This window comes from Cellulophaga baltica 18 (assembly GCF_000468615.2).
GTDB classification, from domain to species: domain Bacteria; phylum Bacteroidota; class Bacteroidia; order Flavobacteriales; family Flavobacteriaceae; genus Cellulophaga; species Cellulophaga baltica.
The window spans coordinates 366,568-381,115 of the sequence record NZ_CP009976.1; the positions used below are offsets into that span (position 1 = coordinate 366,568).

Below are 14,548 nucleotides of genomic sequence, written 5' to 3' on the forward strand. Positions count from 1 at the left end.
AAAGTTTATGACTTCACATTCATTGCATCCAGACACATGGGTTGATCAATATGCAGATTACTTGTTTAACTACGCCGTAATTCGTGTTAGTGATGCCGAAATAGCCAAAGACATTGTACAAGAAACTTTTTTAGCCGGATTAAAATCTGCTAAAAATTTTAAAGGAGAAGCTGCTGAGCGCACTTGGCTCATCTCTATCCTTAAACGAAAAGTCATTGATCATTATCGAAAAATTAATTCGAACAAAGGCAAAGCCGAAGTACGAATGACCTACAATTCTAGTGTAGATAGCGATGGTGATTGGCTAGAAGAACAAGTAGCAGATCCGTATAGCATTTTAGAAAATGACGGTATTGAAAATGAAGAATTGGGTGCTGCTATCCATAATTGCATCAGCAAATTACCAAAAAAACAAGGGCAAGTTTTTAAAATGAAAACAATTCAAGGAATAAGTACTGAAGATATTTGTAATGAATTGGAAATTAATCCGTCAAATCTTTGGGTAATGATACATAGGTCAAGAACGGCCTTGATGGATTGCCTTAATCAAAATTGGTTCAATATATGATTTCTTGTGATAAAGCTGCAGTTATCTGCAACAAAGCCCAATATGATGAAGCTACTTTTTACGAAAAGGTAAAGCTTAAATTTCATATTCTTATTTGTAAAGCCTGTTCTGTTCACTCTAAAAAAAATACTATGCTTACCTCTTTATGTGATAAAGCGAAGCTTAGTAATTTGTCTGAGAAGGAAAAAGAAGAGATGAAAAATAAATTAAAGGAAACGGTATCTTAAAGTAATTTCGCTATTAAGAGTAGTGAAATCCACCAGAAAATCGGAATCGCTTCTATCCAAAAAGATGCGTAATATTTGCTTTGATTCTTTTTGGTATACAACATAATGTGTCCTAGTATTAAAAAAAGAATCCCCTTCGATATGGCATCTAAAGGGGTCAAAACTTCTTTTAAAAAGGTTAAGCTATAAAGTATTATCGCAGAAAAACCTCCGAATATTAAGGTTTTATGAACTCCAAAGCGCTGTGGTAAGGTTTTTAAAGCCACATCGTCATATTTTAAATCCCGAATTTCAAAAGGTACAAGTAAAACCAATACGAGTAAAATACGCTGTATGGTTTCTATAGCCACATCCCAAGGAATTACATTTGGCTTTTCAAAACTAGGCAACACTACCGTAATCCCTGCCCAAACAACCGCTACAATAAATATTTTGAGTCCGGCTAAACTTCTTAAATTTTTAGTATGTGGCAACAAGGGCACGGCATAAAGCCCTGTTAAAAAGAACAATACCACCATTAAGTACCACTCATTTGCATTTAAATAGAAAGCGCTATACCCCGCAATAAGTAACGCGATGATACTAAAAAACTGAATGTTCTTATGGTATCTATTGGCTACTAAAACATATTTCTTTGCTTCGACACCATACTTTACAAAATTGTAGGCAGTCATTGTTCCAAAAAACACAAAAAACTTCAAGTGACGATCTATGGAAATGTTCAACAAAATAGCGGTCACCTCCATTAAAGCAAACACGGCAAATGCAACGTGGATACTGGCATCTAGATAAAAATCAAAAAGTCGCTTAAGAAACTTCATTGAACAAAAATAAACAAACTGTTTATAACCTCTCTTTTTAGTTAAAAACTTTAGCCAACGGACGTTCTAAATTCCCTATTTTGAGTAAATTAATCGTTATTTTTGTTGTGACTAATTCTAAGAAAAACTGCATAATTAATGAAGACAGACGTGTTTGCATCGCGCCATATTGGCATCAGAGAAGAAGACCTCCAGCACATGTTTAAAACGGTTGGTGTTGAAAACCTAGAACAATTAATTTACGAAACCATTCCGAATGATATTCGTTTAAAAACGCCACTTGCGCTTGAAGCGCCTATGAGTGAGCATAAGTTTTTAGAACACATTCAGAATCTTTCTGAAAAAAACAAAGTATTTACCACGTATATCGGTTTAGGATATCATGAGAGTTTAACGCCTTCTGTAATTAAAAGAAATATTCTTGAGAATCCAGGATGGTATACCGCATACACGCCGTACCAAGCAGAAATCGCTCAAGGTAGATTGGAAGCGTTACTTAACTTCCAAACCATGATCTGTGATTTAACAGGAATGGAGTTGGCAAATGCATCACTCTTAGATGAGAGCACCGCTGCGGCAGAGGCAATGACCATGTTGTATGAAGTAAGAAGTAGGGACCAAAAGAAAAACAATGTGGTTAAGTTTTTTGTCTCTGAAGAAATCTTACCTCAAACACTTTCGCTGCTAAAAACAAGAGCTATTCCTTTAGACATAGAATTAGTAATTGGCAACCATGAAACTTTTGAATTTGGCACGGACTTTTACGGTGCTATTTTACAATACCCTGGTAAGCATGGACAAGTAAATGATTATTCTAGTTTTGTAGCCCAAGCAAAAGAACAAGATATTAAAGTTGCAGTTGCTGCAGATATTTTAAGTTTGGCATTGTTAACACCTCCAGGAGAATTTGGTGCTGATGTGGTGGTCGGTACCACACAGCGTTTTGGAATTCCTTTAGGATATGGTGGGCCACATGCTGCCTTTTTTGCGACAAAAGAAGCTTATAAAAGAAGCATTCCTGGACGTATTATAGGCGTTACTAAAGATACCGATGGCAATCCTGCATTACGTATGGCATTGCAAACTAGAGAGCAACATATTAAACGCGATAAAGCGACGTCTAATATCTGTACGGCTCAAGTTTTACTAGCAGTTATGGCAGGGATGTATGCGGTATACCACGGTCCAAAAGGGATCAAGTATATTGCTACACAAGTGCATACCTCAGCAGCGACACTAGCCGATGCGCTAGAGCAATTAGGCGTATACCAAATAAACACTTCTTATTTTGATACCATTACCGTTAAAGCAGATGCGACTTTAGTGAAGCCTGTTGCGGAGAAAAATGAAGTCAACTTTTTGTATAGTGATGATCAAACCATTTCTATTGCTATAAACGAAGCTACCTCTCTAGAAGACCTTCAAAAAGTTGTTGAAATATTTGCCGAAGCTTTAGGCAAAGATGTTATTGCTATTAACGCTTTAAAAGAGGTTTCTGCCATAGCAAATGCTTCTCAAAGAACATCTCCTTACCTAGAAAATGCAGTGTTTAATTCGTACCATTCAGAAACTGAAATGATGCGATACATTAAAAAATTGGAGCGTAAAGATTTAGCTTTAAATCATTCGATGATTTCTTTAGGATCTTGCACCATGAAATTAAATGCTGCTTCAGAAATGCTTCCTTTAAGTTCTGCACAGTGGGGCAACATTCACCCATTTGCTCCAGTAGATCAAGCGGAAGGCTACCAAACCATGTTAAAAGCATTGGAGGCCGACTTAAATGTGATTACTGGTTTTGCAGGTACCTCTTTACAGCCAAATTCTGGTGCACAAGGAGAATATGCCGGATTAATGGTGATCCGTGCGTACCATGAATCGCGCAATGAGACCCACAGAAACATTTGTTTAATTCCTGCTTCTGCACACGGTACAAATCCTGCTTCTGCCGTCATGGCCGGTATGAAAGTCGTGGTTACCAAAACCGATGAAAAAGGAAATATTGACGTTGTAGATCTAGAAGAAAAAGTAGCTAAACATGCTGATAATCTTGCAGCTTTAATGGTTACTTACCCTTCTACGCATGGTGTTTTTGAATCTTCTATAAAACATATTACAAAACTTATACACGATAACGGCGGACAAGTATATATGGATGGTGCCAACATGAATGCACAAGTAGGATTAACAAATCCTGCTACGATTGGTGCCGATGTTTGCCACTTAAATTTACACAAAACCTTTGCTATACCTCATGGTGGTGGCGGACCAGGAGTTGGGCCTATCTGCGTTGCAGAACAATTAGTACCCTTTTTACCAGGCAACCCTGTCATTAAAACAGGAGGCGAAAAAGCCATTAGTGCTATTTCTGCTGCTCCTTGGGGTAGCTCTTTGGTATGCTTAATTTCTTACGGCTATATAAAAATGCTTGGAGAACAAGGCTTAAGACATTCTACAGAAATTGCCATTCTAAACGCTAACTATATCAAACATCGTTTAAGTGGAAATTACGAAGTTTTATATACTGGTGAAAAAGGTAGAGCAGCACATGAAATGATATTAGACTGCAGACCATTTAAACAAAATGGAATTGAAGTTACGGATATTGCTAAACGTCTAATGGATTATGGTTTTCATGCGCCTACCGTATCTTTTCCTGTAGCAGGAACAGTTATGATAGAGCCTACTGAAAGCGAAGGTTTAGCAGAATTAGATCGTTTTTGTAATGCGATGATTTCTATTCGAAAAGAAATTAATGAAGCTTCTGCTGATGATGTAGATAACGTACTTAAAAATGCTCCACATACTTTAAAAATGGTTACCGCAGATGCATGGAAATTTCCATACAGCAGAGAGAAAGCTGCGTTCCCATTAGAGTTTGTCTCTGATAATAAGTTCTGGCCATCGGTTAGACGTGTTGACGATGCATATGGAGATCGTAATTTAATTTGTACTTGCGCTCCTATTGAAGCCTATATGGAAGCGTAAAAACACCAATAAAATCAATACTTAAAGCCTCTTCAACATCATGAAGAGGCTTTTTTTCTGTACTCAATGTATTCAAACATTACTGTTGAACATCATTATTTTTACTATGCATGCATAGCAACTAATCGAAATTTTAGTAACTTGGTGCAGATTAAATGAATACCAAAAAAATGAAAATCGGAATTACAGGAACAGGATCATATATACCACCTGTTTTAACAGCAAATAGTAGCTTTAACAACCACAATTTTTTAAATACGGACGGAACCGCTTTTGGACATTCCAATGAAGTAATCATTGAAAAATTCAAAGCAATAACGGGTATTGAAGAGAGGCGCTATGTTACCGAAGATTTAAATACTTCTGACATTGCCTTTTTTGCTGCTGAAAAAGCAATTGCTGATGCAGGAATAGATAAAGAAACTTTAGATTACATCATCTTCGCTCATAATTTTGGTGATGTAAAACACGGTACATCTCAAGGGGATACCTTGCCTAGTTTGGCCACCCGTGTAAAGCATCATTTAAAAATAAAGAATCCAAAATGTGTCGCCTATGATCTTCTTTTTGGGTGTCCAGGATGGATAGAGGGTGTAATACAAGCCAACGCATTTATCAAAAGTGGTATTGCCAAAAAATGTTTGGTAATTGGCGCTGAAACCCTTTCACGTATTGTAGATGATTATGATCGTGATTCTATGATTTATGCCGATGGTGCAGGAGCTACAATTATTGAAGCCTCTGATAAGAATGGCGAAATATTAGCACATGCTTCTGCCACTTACGCTTATGAGGAAGCAAACTACTTATTTTTTGGCCCTTCTTATTCCAAAGAAAATACGACAGGTACCAATTACATTAAAATGCATGGTCGTAAGATTTATGAATTTGCTGTAACTAATGTACCGCAAGCTATGAGAGATTGTTTGGATAGTAGCGGACTAGAGATTACCGATGTTAAAAAAATATTCATACACCAAGCGAATGAAAAAATGGATGAAGCCATTGTAAAACGCTTTTATAAATCTTATGGGATGCAAATGCCAGAAGGAATTATGCCTATGAATATTAGGGAAAACGGAAACAGCTCTGTAGCTACCATCCCTACTTTATTTGACATGGTAAGACACGGAAAAATAGAAAATCAGTCGATTGAAAAAGGAGATGTTGTTATATTTGCAAGCGTTGGCGCAGGAATGAATATAAACGCCATTGTTTACAGACACTAACAGCCTTTTTTTACATGTACGAAAACACCTTTCCGAACAAGCGATTTGAACATACTTTAAACTTTTTAAAAAAGCATGTTTCCACATCGCAGCCTATTCTTGATCTAGGTGTAGCGAATCCGTTTTCGAAAATCATGATAGAACATGGCTATAAAATTGCCAATACAAAAGGAGAAGATTTAGATCTAGACTTCTCCTCTGTAACTGCCTCTGATGCTGAAGTAGTAACTGCTTTCGAGATTTTTGAGCACTTAATAGCTCCTTTCAATGTATTACGAGAAATAAAAGCCGATAAATTAGTGGCTAGTATTCCTATGCGTTTATGGTTTTCACCGGCCTACCAAAGTAAGACAGATACATGGGACCGTCATTATCATGAATTTGAAGATTGGCAGTTTGATTGGCTTTTGGAAAAAGCAGGTTGGAAAATTGTAGACCGTATTAAATTTACGAATCCTGTAAATAAAATAGGCTTTAGGCCTTTACTTAGAAAATTTACCCCTAGGTATTATATGGTATACGCAGAACGTATATAATTTTTTTTTAGTCGCCTTTCCTTTCTTCATTTTTCTAGTATCTTCGGAGAAGGTATTTCTCATTTTACAAAAGATATGGCAAATTTACACGTACAACGTATTTCTGAATGGAACAATAAAGCAAGACTCATAGAACTCTATATTGATGGCACAAAGCAAGGGGAAATAGCAAATGGTAAAACCTTAGATCTAGAACTTACTCCAGGTAGCTATGATGTTATTGCTAAAATAAATACGCGTACCAGTCAAAAATTAACGGTTACCATAAAAGCGGATGAAACCAAAACACTTCAGTTATCAGGTTTTAAATATGGTAGTTTCGTAATGCCACTAATTATAGGATCTGTATTAATTTTCTTAGCCACCAAAGCCTTCTTGCATATCGAATTGAAGTTTTTACTGGCACTTTCGATTATGGCTTTTCTATATCCTGTATATTATATGACCCTAGGGAAGAACAATTACTTATCTTTAACTGAAGTAAACAGAACTTCTTAGGTTAAAAACTAAGTTAAATAAGCCACCGTGAAAGATGACATAAGTATAATTTGGGATGATCTTAACGAGGAATTATTTGCTTTTATGTTTTCTCAATTAAAAGACGAGGATCTTACCAAAGACCTGCATCAAGAGGTGTTTTTAAAAGTGCAAACAAAAATTCACCAACTAAAGCACACGTCTAAACTGACAAGTTGGGTATATCAAATTGCTAGAAATATCCTCATCGATCATTTTAGAAAATCAAAAAAATCACACCTGAGCCTAACAAATTTAGAGCTTCCGGAAAACGATGTCGATAGTTTTGGGTATTCCAGTTTAAGCAATTGTATCAATCAGAAAATAGCATCGCTTTCAAAAGTACACCAAGAAGTAATCCTCTTAACTGCTTTTCAAGACTACTCTCAAAAAGAAGTCGCAGAACAGTTAAATATTTCCTATTCTGGCACAAAGTCTCGAGTACAGAAAGCGAAACAAATCCTAAAGAAAGAATTATTGGATTGCCCCAATCTTGAAACGGATCCTAAGGGGACTTTGTTAAATTTTGAAAAAAAGACTGAGTAACTACGTCTTTTTAAGGAAGCCTACGTCTCTTAGCTATATCCTTAAAATATACCTATATGGACACATCAAAAACGATCACCGTACAAATCATTAATGCTTTTACAGCCAATAACGAAGGAGGCAACCCTGCGGGCGTTGTACTTCATGCGGACCACCTCAGCCCTGAAAACAAATTAGAAATAGCTAAGAAAGTAGGATTATCTGAAACAGCATTTGTATCCAAATCTGCCTCAGAGGCCTTTAAATTAGATTTCTATACACCCACCAAACAGATTGCGCATTGCGGACATGCAACGGTTGCTGCGTTTTCATATTTGAAGCAAAAAGGATTATTACAAGACGCAAATTCCTCAAAAGAGACTATAGACGGACCTCGAAAAATAAAAATTATAGGAGAAGATGCCTTCATGGAACAATTAGCACCAAAATATACCTCCTTAGAAACCTACGAAGCACGCATCCTAAATTCTTTAAAGCTCAAAAAATCAGAGTTACTACCCAATACCTCCATACAACTGGTACATACTGGAAATTCTTTTGTTATTATCCCCATCAAAAACCCGGAACTTCTTAAAAATTTACAACCAGATTTTGAGCTCATCAAAGGGTTGAGTGAAGAACTAGAGGCGATAGGGTATTACGCCTTTACAGTAGACACCTCTGACCGTAATAGTCACGCCACCACCAGAATGTTTGCGCCTAGTTATGGCATCCCTGAAGAAGCGGCTACGGGGATGGCTGCAGGGCCTTTGGCTTGTTATATGCATGATGTCATGCAAATACCCCAAGAACGCTACAGGATTCTACAAGGCCATTTTATGAAACACCCATCCCCTAGTTTAATTAAGGTAAACCTAACTATTGAAAAAGGTAAAATTACCCAACTAATGGCTGGCGGAAAAGGAGTTGTTAAAGAGGAACGTACAACTACCTTAGACCATTAAATTTTAGACGATCTATAATGGTTTAATAACGGGTTGAACCATTATAGGTACGTATTAGATACCCTTCTTATCTTCTAAGCCCCATTGATCTAAGCTTTTTAAAATAGCTTCTAGTGATTTTCCCCTTGCAGTTAAAGCATATTCTACCTTAGGGGGCACAACTGGATATATTTCTCTAGAAATTAACCCATCTCTTTCCAATTCTCTAACCGTTTGCGTAAACATTTTATTAGAAATTCCAGGAACTTTCTTCTGCAAAACTCCAGACCGCTCTGCTCCTTCTAACAGATGGAACAACACAATTGGCTTCCATTTGGTACCAATTAAATTCATGGTATAATCTAGCGGACAATAATTAGCATTCATTTAACATAGATTAAATAACTATAAATCAGCAATTTACTCGTTTGGGTAACTAAGCAACTTTTAGGTAAGTTATTGTATTTAAGGCAAATATAGATTTATTTTGCATTAAAATTAATCTTATGACAACTAAAAAAGAATATCCAAAATCGTTTTCACATATAGGCATTACCGTTCCTGATATTAAAAAAGCCGTTAGCTTTTATACGGAAGTCATGGGCTGGTATGTAATTATGGAACCCTCTACCGTTGCTAAAGAGACAGATACGGCCATTGGACAAATGTGTATTGATGTATTTGGTGATGATTGGGAAACTTTTGAGATTGCCCATTTAGCTACATCTGATGGTATCGGCGTGGAATTATTTTCATTTCCACAAGGCATTAAAGAAGCGCCAGAATTTAGTCCGTTTAATACAGGCCTTTTTCATTTTTGCATACAAGACCCTGACATAGAAGGTTTAGTAGAAAAAGTAAAAGCGCATGGTGGAAAACAAAGAATGCCTATTCGTGAATATTACCCTAAAGACAAACCTTTTAAAATGTGTTATGTAGAAGATCCATTTGGTATTGTATTTGAGATTTACACCCACAGCTATGAACTAACCTATTCATCTGGTGCGTATGCTAAATAATTCTACGGAAGCTTAAAAACCTTTATGTTGTAATTATAATATAGACTACCTGTAGTTCATATCACATGCCTATATTTATTGTAGATTTTTAAACTGCAACTTTATACACATGAAGAAAAACAATCACAGTGCAAATTATAATTATGGATTTCCAACACCAGGGCCTCAACAACCAACAGGCCAAGACGTAATGAATCATGTGTTTTTTACCACCCAATCTAATTGGAAAAACATACGAGAAACTGAGCAGTTTGATTTTATAGTAATAGGTTCTAGTTTTTGCTGTCTTGCTTTTGTAGAAAGAACATTAACCAAAAATCCATTCGCTAAAATACTTATTTTGGAGCGTGGAGAATTCTTTTTACCGGAGCACTTTCAAAATTTACCTTTACCCTACAAACAAACACTTGGAGGTTTAAGCGAAACATACCCTTGGACCTTGTCCAAAAAAACCACAGAAGGAGAATATATCAAATGGCAGCATGGAATGCTGCCATTTTTTGGTGGGCGTTCTACGTTGTGGAGTGCTTGGTGCCCCAGACCCACTAAAGAAGAAATGATTAATTGGCCTAAAGAAGTCATAGCCAATGCTCATAATTACTTTGCTACAGCCGAAAAACTTTTAAATGTAGTACCAACAGATCAAATTGATAGTCCCATTAAAAACAAACCAGTATATGGTGTACTACAAAAAGAGATTCAACAAAAATTAGCTAAAAATTCCTTTAAAATTAAAGAAATTACAAGAACTTTCGCTGCACCATTAGCGGTAAAAACCCCAGACGTAGTGGACTTAGATTTCTCCAAATTCTCCGTACCAGGCAAACTCTTGGAGATCGCAGAAAACCAAAAAGAATTATACAAAAAAGGAGAAGGCGCTTTAGTGCATATAGTTACAAATTGCCGTGTTAACAAAATTATAGCCCAAGGCAATTGCCCAACCGCATTGGATACCTCAAGAGGTATTGTCTCTATAGGAGATGCTAAACTAATTCTTGCCATGGGAACTCTGCCCCCTACTACATTAATTCAAAATTCCTTTCCTAAACTAGAAAACGTAGGCAAACGATTTACATCACATTTTGTTTCTGCAATCATTGCCAGAATCCCAAGAGCACATTTTGATTTTGCTCATGAGGTAGCAGAATTAGAATTAGGCGCATTTTACATTGCAGGTGTAAACCCAGAAAGGGACCATGAAGGCCAGTTTCACATTCAACTAACCGCATTATCAGATAAAAATCCGAGTAAAAATATCAAAACTGCATTAATAAATATGCCTGATGTAGTGGCCTCCGCGACTAAAGAACAACTATTAACTTCAAAAGATCATGTCGTATTTGTCTGCGCTACTCTCGGAGAACTAGATTATAAAAATGAACAAAATTGGTTTTCGAAAAATGCAGATTTAGACCCAACAACTAATGCTACTTTACAAGTTATTGCTAATACAAATGATATGAAGGTATGGAATTCGATGGACAAAACTACTTTTGAAACCTTAGAAGAAATCCTATCGCCTAAAGGAAAAAAAATGGTGGAGTATTGGGATACTAAAACTGAAAATTGGGAAGAACAAAGACCTACAAGCAAAAGCTATAGGATTCCTGCACTAGTACATGAAGCATCCACACTTTGGATTAGTGATGAAAAAGATGAAGGAGTCGTAGATGTAAATTACAAACTAAAAAACATAGAAAACGTATATGTCACCGGTGCCGCCTTATGGCCCACTGGTGCCTCATGGAATCCAACGTTAACCATGGTGGCTTTAGCACAACACTTAGCAGATAATTTGAGTAAATAAAAAAACTTTTCCAGGTAGTACTGGCATACTACCCGAAAAAGTAATCAAACTGAAATTAAATTGTGTGAACTAGCAAGCCTCTTTCAACTCCATCTCTCTTAGCTTAACCAAAGCTTCAGATTTAGAATTTACATTAAGCTTTACATAGATGTTCTGTATATGGAAATTAACAGCACTTGCTGTAATAAATAATCGTTCGGCAATCATTTTATAGGTACTACCTTGACAAAGAAATTCTATAATCTGATTTTCCCTCTTGGAAAAAGAATCATAGGATTTACTTTGAAACATAGAGATTAACTTTGAGGCTATATCATGACTCATGGCTGCACCTTCAAACTTTATAGAATCTAAAGCGTGGTGAAGCCTGGCATTAGTTAGAGGTTTCGTTAAATACCCATTAGCTTGATTTTTAAATGCTTTTTTTACTTGTTCAAAATCGCTATCTGCACTTAGCATGATAACTTTTATATCTGCTTTTAATTTTCTGAAATATTGAATAGCATCAATTCCATTTAAGTCCGGAATTGCAACTTCTGATACAATAATATCAGGCATTACAGAGTTAAATTCTTTTAGGGCATCATTCACCGAAGTATAAATTCCGGCAAGTGCATAATCTGTGTAGGTTTCAAAGAAATAACGATAACCTTCATGAGATTGTGTATCGTTATCAATGATCATGATTTTTAGAACATTTGATTGCATATTGTGGGGGTTTTTGGGGTGCTAACATCCTTCATGTTTGGGCAACAAAAGACATTAACAATTAAAAATTGTTTTAGATAAAGCGCTAAAAAAAGACAATATTCTAGTGAGATAATTTGGGGGAATTATCCTTATAGCCACTATATAATTAGAATCTTAAAAATAAAGGGGGACTAATTTAAGATGAAAATTTTATAGCAAAGTGCCTTAAATTCTAGCAATTAAAATTGTATGAAATAGAAAATCAGCGCCAATAAAACTGGAGTTTATGTGCTTTTAACGGTTTAATTCCTCTTAGGAAGTTACTAAGATTTTCTTTGATTTTCTGAAAAAGAATGTCGTGTCCTCGATGAGGAAACTGAAGGTTTTTGTTAGGTTTCATTTATTTGGGGGATTTGGGAAAATGTAAAATTCTATTTTATAAGCTTTTCATTTTTGGATTAAACATTACTAAATTATACTTGCTACTACTATAACAACTCAAGTTTAAAAACTCCTGATAATTTAGATTAACTTTTCTAAATTTATATAATTATTCTACAAACCTAGTAAAATTTAGTAATCTTTTTCCTACGTTTAAGTACGTTTCGATGAACTACATAGCATTTCATCTATAACTATATGTATTTCAATAAAATAAGTGTTTTTAAAAAGGTATGCATTTGGTCGAAAAGTTATTTTGCACCTAGAAAAAGAGGTTTTAAACGCAAAAAACTATCAAAATTACAGCGACTGTTTTACCAATCTTAGTAATTTCAATAGTTTTTATTTTCCCAATTAAAGCGTACTATCCCAAATATGTAATTTTTATTTTCTAGTCTTCATACATGTTCACTGCAGTTGCAGTAGAATTCATTGTATCAACTTGCATGATCCATTTTTCATCATTGTATTTCCCATTTAAGTTAGAAACATAAGCTGTTTCTGCTTCTTGCTTCACTTCGTAATCTGCTAAGTACACATAGAACAAACCGTTCTCTTTATTATAAAACTTCTTAGGACTTAATCCTCTATTCTGAAGATTCTTCATGAAAGCATTTAAATACTTCTCTGTTTTATACACATTTGCTATCACGTAAAACCCTGTTTTTACCCCTACAATATCAGCTTCATTTAAAACTTTTATTGGTAATTTTTCGTAAGTCTTACTCGTATGATCATTATTAATGGCGTATACCTTTTTAATTTCTGCTTTTGTAGAAGCAATTACTTCATTAGGATTATTAAAAGAAGCCTTCTGTGCAATTGCCGTATTTGATTTTGTGGTACCCGCTGTCTGGATTTCATTTTTAAGAACTCTAACAATATCCTCAAATCTTCTTTCGAACTCTTGGTTTCTAGTAGACTCTAAAGAATCTAATCTGTAGATTAACTCATCTAATATTAAACTATTTTGATACGCTAAAGAATTTACATCTTCTATTGCTTCTGTTGGCTCATTAAAAGCCATTCCGCTAGAACCTGCTCCTCTTTCTATTGTTTTTCTACTCTTCTTAGGAATTCCTTTCTTCGCTTTAACAGGAACAACACGCTCTGTGTCATCAACCCCATTTTCTATCTCTGACTTTTTAGTTTGTTGTTCCTGTGCAGACATCAATTTTAAAATCTGCTCTTCATAGTTTCTAATAATAGCATCTACTTTGCTATCCTGAGAGTTATCAACGTAATCTGCTAAGGTCTTTTTATTGTTCTTAAAAGTATACGCTACAGATAACTCATGATTCCACCCTAAATCTGCTTGTGTATTTGCCACGTCTTTTTCCATTAAGTACCCCAAAGACATTTTATCATTTAAATTAAACCCAAACCCAGCAGAAAGCCCATAATCTGCATCAAAAGTAGTTTGCAACCATCCGTATTTTGGTAATTCCAAAACCATTGAACCTACATAGGTAAAACTATTATCACTGTTACGTGCCACTTGAATCATAGGTGTAAACCTACCGTTCGCAAACAACCCCCGAGTTGTCCCCATTGTATGTGTGTACTGTAAAGCAGCTTTAATACTTTTATCATTAAAGTTGGTTAAAAACTCGTTTGTAGATTGGTTGTATTTAAATAAATCTTGTGCATATACACTAAAATCAAATTTCCCAATTGATAAGGTTACCCCTGGTTGAATAGCAATTTTACTTTCCTTTTGAGCTTGCGCCAATTGCGGATCGTTTTCATCTGCTACTACACGATTTCTATCTAAACCATCACTAAAATAAGTAACATTCGTCCCGAAGGTTAAGCTACTTTTATCTCCTAATTGAACAGACGTTGCATAATTTGCGTTGAAACCAAATTCTTGAACTACTCCTGACCATTGGCTGTATACCCCTAAACCTAATGCCGTATGATCATTAATCTTATTACTAAAACCTATAAAGTAATTTTGATTGTTATCTTCAAAAGTGCTGTATTGATTTCTATGTAAAATGTTTACGTAAGATTTGTTTTCTCTTACCAACGAAAAAGTAGGATTAATTAAGAATCTGTTAAAGAACAATTGATTATGATACGTTGTTTTTGTACCAAAATTTGCAGTAGCCTCTTCTTGGCCAATTACAGACTGGAAACTCATCATTACTAAAAATAGTAGTACCAGTGTAATTTTGTTCGATATGTTAGTTACGTTGTTCATCTTTGGGGATTTTTGTGGGGTTTATTTTGTA

At 35.4% G+C, this 14,548-nt stretch carries 14 protein-coding genes; 10 read left to right on the forward strand and 4 right to left on the reverse strand.

Translation table 11 applies throughout. The annotated features are described in order from the left end of the window. The first annotated feature begins 7 nt into the window (after positions 1–7). Positions 8–568, forward strand: a complete 561-nt coding sequence (locus M666_RS01545) for a sigma-70 family RNA polymerase sigma factor (RefSeq protein ID WP_024479253.1) — start codon at positions 8–10, stop codon at positions 566–568. Continuing rightward, the gene (locus tag M666_RS01550; RefSeq protein WP_024479252.1) at positions 565–795 is read left to right on the forward strand and encodes a hypothetical protein; all 231 of its coding nucleotides are present in this window, start codon (positions 565–567) and stop codon (positions 793–795) included. The genes M666_RS01545 and M666_RS01550 overlap by 4 nt, the downstream gene beginning before the upstream one ends. On the opposite strand, the gene M666_RS01555 is transcribed toward M666_RS01550, so the two are convergent. Then, positions 792–1,616, reverse strand: coding sequence for a UbiA prenyltransferase family protein (locus tag M666_RS01555; RefSeq protein WP_025613953.1), 825 nt, complete (start codon positions 1,614–1,616; stop codon positions 792–794). The genes M666_RS01550 and M666_RS01555 overlap by 4 nt on opposite strands. 138 nt (positions 1,617–1,754) lie before the next feature. On the opposite strand from M666_RS01555, the gene gcvP reads away from it, so the two are divergent. The 6 genes from gcvP (at position 1,755) to M666_RS01585 (ending at position 8,375) form a co-directional block, all read left to right on the forward strand. After that, positions 1,755–4,604, forward strand: coding sequence for an aminomethyl-transferring glycine dehydrogenase (gene gcvP / locus M666_RS01560; protein WP_029445265.1), 2,850 nt, complete (start codon positions 1,755–1,757; stop codon positions 4,602–4,604). Between the two features lie 170 nt (positions 4,605–4,774). Then, positions 4,775–5,833 carry a 3-oxoacyl-ACP synthase III family protein gene (locus tag M666_RS01565; protein ID WP_024479249.1) on the forward strand — a complete coding sequence of 353 codons (1,059 nt, stop codon included), beginning with the start codon at positions 4,775–4,777 and terminating at the stop codon, positions 5,831–5,833. Positions 5,834–5,847: 14 nt separating this feature from the next. After that, positions 5,848–6,369 carry a methyltransferase gene (locus M666_RS01570; RefSeq protein ID WP_029445264.1) on the forward strand — a complete coding sequence of 174 codons (522 nt, stop codon included), beginning with the start codon at positions 5,848–5,850 and terminating at the stop codon, positions 6,367–6,369. A 75-nt stretch (positions 6,370–6,444) separates the two neighbouring features. After that, positions 6,445–6,867: a hypothetical protein gene (locus tag M666_RS01575; RefSeq protein WP_029445263.1), complete on the forward strand. Its 423-nt coding sequence runs from the start codon at positions 6,445–6,447 to the stop codon at positions 6,865–6,867. 27 nt (positions 6,868–6,894) lie between these two features. After that, complete coding sequence (locus M666_RS01580; protein WP_029445262.1) at positions 6,895–7,431, forward strand: sigma-70 family RNA polymerase sigma factor; 537 nt, start codon at positions 6,895–6,897, stop codon at positions 7,429–7,431. Positions 7,432–7,487: 56 nt separating this feature from the next. Then, positions 7,488–8,375, forward strand: coding sequence for a PhzF family protein (locus M666_RS01585; RefSeq protein ID WP_029445261.1), 888 nt, complete (start codon positions 7,488–7,490; stop codon positions 8,373–8,375). Between the two features lie 54 nt (positions 8,376–8,429). Here the strand turns inward: M666_RS01585 and M666_RS01590 are convergent, their stop codons facing one another. Continuing rightward, positions 8,430–8,741, reverse strand: a complete 312-nt coding sequence (locus M666_RS01590) for a winged helix-turn-helix transcriptional regulator (protein WP_024479244.1) — start codon at positions 8,739–8,741, stop codon at positions 8,430–8,432. A gap of 119 nt (positions 8,742–8,860) precedes the next feature. Between M666_RS01590 and M666_RS01595 the strand changes: the two genes are divergently transcribed. Together M666_RS01595 and M666_RS01600 are read left to right on the forward strand one after the other, a co-directional pair. After that, entirely contained in the window at positions 8,861–9,373 is a 513-nt protein-coding gene (locus M666_RS01595; protein ID WP_029445260.1) for a VOC family protein, read from the forward strand. A gap of 109 nt (positions 9,374–9,482) precedes the next feature. Further along, positions 9,483–11,180 carry a GMC oxidoreductase gene (locus M666_RS01600; RefSeq protein WP_029445259.1) on the forward strand — a complete coding sequence of 566 codons (1,698 nt, stop codon included), beginning with the start codon at positions 9,483–9,485 and terminating at the stop codon, positions 11,178–11,180. Between the two features lie 69 nt (positions 11,181–11,249). On the opposite strand, the gene M666_RS01605 is transcribed toward M666_RS01600, so the two are convergent. Further along, positions 11,250–11,888, reverse strand: coding sequence for a response regulator transcription factor (locus M666_RS01605; RefSeq protein WP_024479241.1), 639 nt, complete (start codon positions 11,886–11,888; stop codon positions 11,250–11,252). 814 nt (positions 11,889–12,702) lie between these two features. Continuing rightward, entirely contained in the window at positions 12,703–14,517 is a 1,815-nt protein-coding gene (locus M666_RS01610) for a PorP/SprF family type IX secretion system membrane protein (protein ID WP_024479240.1), read from the reverse strand. Between the last annotated feature and the right edge of the window lie 31 nt (positions 14,518–14,548).

Coding starts and splice junctions, on each gene's coding strand:
- M666_RS01610 (WP_024479240.1), bottom strand. CDS start 14,517: ATGAACAACGTAACTAACATATCGAACAAAATTACACTGGTACTACTA.
- M666_RS01595 (WP_029445260.1), top strand. CDS start 8,861: ATGACAACTAAAAAAGAATATCCAAAATCGTTTTCACATATAGGCATT.
- M666_RS01600 (WP_029445259.1), top strand. CDS start 9,483: ATGAAGAAAAACAATCACAGTGCAAATTATAATTATGGATTTCCAACA.
- gcvP (WP_029445265.1), top strand. CDS start 1,755: ATGAAGACAGACGTGTTTGCATCGCGCCATATTGGCATCAGAGAAGAA.
- M666_RS01605 (WP_024479241.1), bottom strand. CDS start 11,888: ATGCAATCAAATGTTCTAAAAATCATGATCATTGATAACGATACACAA.
- M666_RS01575 (WP_029445263.1), top strand. CDS start 6,445: ATGGCAAATTTACACGTACAACGTATTTCTGAATGGAACAATAAAGCA.
- M666_RS01590 (WP_024479244.1), bottom strand. CDS start 8,741: ATGAATGCTAATTATTGTCCGCTAGATTATACCATGAATTTAATTGGT.
- M666_RS01550 (WP_024479252.1), top strand. CDS start 565: ATGATTTCTTGTGATAAAGCTGCAGTTATCTGCAACAAAGCCCAATAT.
- M666_RS01570 (WP_029445264.1), top strand. CDS start 5,848: ATGTACGAAAACACCTTTCCGAACAAGCGATTTGAACATACTTTAAAC.
- M666_RS01585 (WP_029445261.1), top strand. CDS start 7,488: ATGGACACATCAAAAACGATCACCGTACAAATCATTAATGCTTTTACA.
- M666_RS01555 (WP_025613953.1), bottom strand. CDS start 1,616: ATGAAGTTTCTTAAGCGACTTTTTGATTTTTATCTAGATGCCAGTATC.
- M666_RS01565 (WP_024479249.1), top strand. CDS start 4,775: ATGAAAATCGGAATTACAGGAACAGGATCATATATACCACCTGTTTTA.
- M666_RS01545 (WP_024479253.1), top strand. CDS start 8: ATGACTTCACATTCATTGCATCCAGACACATGGGTTGATCAATATGCA.